This is a genomic window from Methylobacterium sp. Leaf118, from assembly GCF_920984675.1.
In the GTDB taxonomy this organism is placed as follows: Bacteria; Pseudomonadota; Alphaproteobacteria; order Rhizobiales; family Beijerinckiaceae; genus Methylobacterium.
On sequence record NZ_CAKLBV010000120.1, the window covers coordinates 1 to 3611 of the forward strand.

Consider the following 3611-nt stretch of genomic DNA (forward strand, 5'->3'; position numbering starts at 1 on the left):
GGGCGTCCCGCCATACCCAAACAGGGGGTCAAAGTTCGACGCCGATCCAGGGTCAATGTTCAACGCTGTTTGACAGCTTTGTCATCGTCTGAGAGCCGAGCGAGGCTTTCGAGCTTGCGGATGAGTGGATTTGTGTTGCTGGCCAGCTCGCCCCCGCCGGCATCGAGGTTGCCCTGCATCGCGTCTTTCACCCTGGTTCCTATGTGAGGTGCCCACGACCCGAAACGAGCAGTAGGAGCATCGTCATATTTCTAGGATGGGCGTCAGGGCTATTAAGTGCGTCGTGCCAGACGCACTGTTGCAAAAATCAAGACAGTTTTGCACATTTTGCTCGACCCTGCTTCTACAACGGGTTAGCGTGTGCATAACTCATGAACGAAACTATGCACAAAAACCCGCCCCCTCGCCTGATTGGATACGCCCGCATCTCAACGGTCGGGCAGACCCTCGACGTGCAGCTTGACCAGCTCCGTGCCGCCGGATGCCGGACGATCTTTCAGGAGAAGGTCAGCGGGGCAAAATCCGACCGCAAGGAGCTGGCCCGGATGCTCAAGGGCCTGCAATCCGGTGACGTGGTGGTGGTCACGAAGCTGGATCGCCTCGCCCGCTCGATCTTCGACCTGTTCTCCATCGTGAAGCGCATCAACGACGCCGGCGCTCGCTTCCGCTCGATCGCGCAGGAGTGGGCCGACACCGGCTCCGCCCAGGGCCGCATGATGCTCGCCGTCATGGGCGGGATGGCCGAGGTCGAGCGCGAGATGATCCTCACCCGCACGGCTGAGGGCAAAGCCCGCAAGAAGGCCCGTGGCGAGCTGCGGGAGGGGCGTCCGCCCAAGCTCACCCCAGCCCAGCGGCGGGAGGCACTGGCTCGCCTTGATGACGGGGAAACCCTTGTGGACGTAGCGCGGACGTTCAACGTCAGCCACAGCACCATTCAGCGGCTCAAGCCGAAGGTAGGCGCATGACGATGTCGGACGTAGCCAAGGTACGCGAGGAGATCGCTGCCCTTATCGCGCTCGAACTCGGGTTCGGCGATCCGGGCCAGTCCGCGGCGGCGGTGCAGCCTGCCTCCGTCGCCCCGCATCAGGCCCCGGCTCAGAGCTTTTTCACGAGCGCCCAACCGCGCAGTGACGGGCACAAGGCCTATCTGGACATTATCGGCGATGGTTGCGTGCTGCGGGCCGACTCGCTGATCAACGCCAACCCGACCGACAGCCTGCCCACCAACGTCCGCAAGCTGCGCGCGCAGCTCGTCGAGGAAAACGCGCTCGTGCCGCAGGACGGTTGTCTACGCCTGACGAAGGACCTCGCCTTCACCAGCCTCTCGCCAGCCTCGGCGCTGGTCAAGGGACGCAGTTCGACCGGACACGGCGACTGGGTCCGCACGACGGACCGCAAGCGCCTCGGCGAAGTGCTGCTCGAGCCGTGAGGTTGAGGGGAGAAAGTGGGTTGAGCGCGTCGCCGACGACCCAGCGTGTCTCCTCGTCTTGCGTCGCACCCGCGCCAGCGACGGATCGACCGGCACATCAGCGGCGCAAGCCGTGCGCTGCATCAGCGCCGCAACCCCGATCTTCCGAACTCACAGCCGGTGCACACCGACGGACCCGCGCAGTCCGACACGATTCGAACGGGTGACCGTTGCCTGAGGGGGGCCACGCGTTCATCCCTTTGAGCTATCACGATTTTCGTTTCCCCCATTGAGCGGCGTTGCGCGGCAGGGCCGATTGGGCTACTGACGTGGCGGATTAGCACCCGTAGCTCAGCTGGATAGAGCGTTGCCCTCCGAAGGCCCCAGCCTCAGCTCTCCAGCTTGCTAAGTGCCTCCTGCAAAACCAAAAACTTAGCTCGATGCTGATCGACGTCTACGACGCTGGGAGCACTCCGCGGCGCAATTGGGCCACAGCCGCGAGCGGCTGTGCGTAGTAACCAGCAACCCGATCATGGCGCCCTGTCGGCGTATGCGGACGTAGAGTTCGCGCGCGGCACATCCAGTTGCAACCCTGAGAGCGCGGGCCAAAGGGTAGAGCGAAGTCCTAGAAAAACCGCGGGTCCGGCAAGGGAGTGCCTTCTGCGCCCGCGAGCTTCATCGAGCTATCCTTGGCGCATCCTCACTCTGTGACGACAAGACGGACTGGCTTCCGATCTAATGATCGGCGCGTAGCCCGAGTCGATGCGGGTCGTGACGATGCGTGCACTCCAAGTCGGCACCGGCACCTGGCGCCGTCGAGAATGTTGTCGAGTGTAAGCATCCCGCGCGGGTGCCCCACGCTGGAAGCGACTCGAAATTCGATGATCGAAAAAGCCAAGCGGACGACCGAGGACGCCATCGATAGCGATGGGTTCGTGGCCCGGGCCTACTTCCCGGGACATCTGAAACGAGGTCACTCCGACCACGGCTTCGGCCCCCTGGCGACGATCATGGAGTCGTTTCTGGCTCCCGGCACGCATATCAAGCTCCACGAGCACGTGCAGGACGAGATCGTCTCCTGGGTTCCTGCCGGCGTCATGCGCCACGACGATCCGCAGGGCGAACATCTGACCGTCGACGCCGATCACCTGATGATCATGAATGCCGGGCGCGGCTTCCAGCACGAGGAGCGCACCCGCGCCGACGACCCGCCGTTGCGGATGCTCCAGATCTTCGTGCGGCCCCAAGCCGCCGACCTCGAGCCGCAGATCCAGCACGGGCGCCTGCCCGACCCCGAAATCAACGCGTGGCGTCACGTCTTCGGCCCGAGCGGGAGCGAAGCGCGGTTCACCGTGCGCAACGCCGTTCACTGTCACGACATCCGGATGAGTCCGGGCGAGACCGCTGTCCTGCCGGCCCAGCCGGGCTGGCACACCTACTTCTTCGTCTTCTCCGGCTGCATCGAAGCCGAGGGGCAAACGTTCGGCGAGGCCGAGAGCGGTCTCTGTTCGGACGGTGCGGAGGTCAGGATCCACGCCACCGCGGCGTCCCTCATCGTTGCCTTCGTTGTTGATCCCGACGCCCCGATCTGCCGCGGCGGCACCGTCGGCGATGGCGAGACGGTGCAGCGCATGGCCGCCCGAGCCCGGTCATAGTTTGTCCGGGCGGCCCCAATGCGCGAGAGCGCATTGAGGGCCGGTAGTCTCATCACGTCGAGAATCGACCGTGCACGGCCAGGACTGGCCGTCGCATCGTGCCTCTATCGCGGACCGCCGCCACGGCGCCTTGCGATCTCCTGCCCTTCCTCATTAAGCGCTCCGGACGGCGCTCTCGTGTCGTCGGACACCGGGCGCATGCCATGGTTCGAGGTTCGAGACGGCGGGCGGTTCGCGGCGGGATCCCCCGCGGCCCGCTTCATCGAGAGGGCGCGACGGGCGTGGGACGCGGTCGTGCTGCGCCTCCGCTCGCGCTCCTTGCTGACGCGCTTCACTGCCGCGGCCAGGAGCGCCGCCTTCTCGCGGGTGCCGCTGTTATCCGAGGCCGGACGAGCGCCCGAAGGAGCCGCCTTGCCCCGCACCTCGCGGCGCTGACGGCGTGAGACGTCACGGGCCCGGTCGCGCCGTTCACGAAGGGGTCGTGTCCCAGGGGGTGGTGTAGGAGCAGCCCACCGCTGAGGTGGTCATCGCCGGTCTTCGAGTAGGGT

Annotated in this window: 4 protein-coding genes; 3 read left to right on the plus strand and 1 reads right to left on the minus strand. The window is 65.4% G+C overall.

Annotated features, from left to right (window positions below):
• Window positions 1-59: 59 nt before the first annotated feature.
• Entirely contained in the window at window positions 60-191 is a 132-nt protein-coding gene (locus LW587_RS24105; protein ID WP_269780370.1) for a hypothetical protein, read from the minus strand.
• A gap of 192 nt (window positions 192-383) precedes the next feature.
• On the opposite strand from LW587_RS24105, the gene LW587_RS23685 reads away from it, so the two are divergent.
• From LW587_RS23685 to LW587_RS23695, 3 genes are all read left to right on the plus strand, one after another.
• Window positions 384-965 (plus strand): recombinase family protein, encoded by a 582-nt coding sequence (locus tag LW587_RS23685; protein ID WP_232632024.1) that lies wholly within the window; start codon window positions 384-386, stop codon window positions 963-965.
• A complete protein-coding gene (locus LW587_RS23690) occupies window positions 962-1429 on the plus strand; it encodes a DUF4357 domain-containing protein (protein ID WP_232632025.1) in 468 nt (155 codons plus the stop codon). The genes LW587_RS23685 and LW587_RS23690 overlap by 4 nt, the downstream gene beginning before the upstream one ends.
• 860 nt (window positions 1430-2289) lie before the next feature.
• Window positions 2290-3063 (plus strand): pirin family protein, encoded by a 774-nt coding sequence (locus LW587_RS23695; RefSeq protein ID WP_232632026.1) that lies wholly within the window; start codon window positions 2290-2292, stop codon window positions 3061-3063.
• Window positions 3064-3611: the final 548 nt, after the last annotated feature.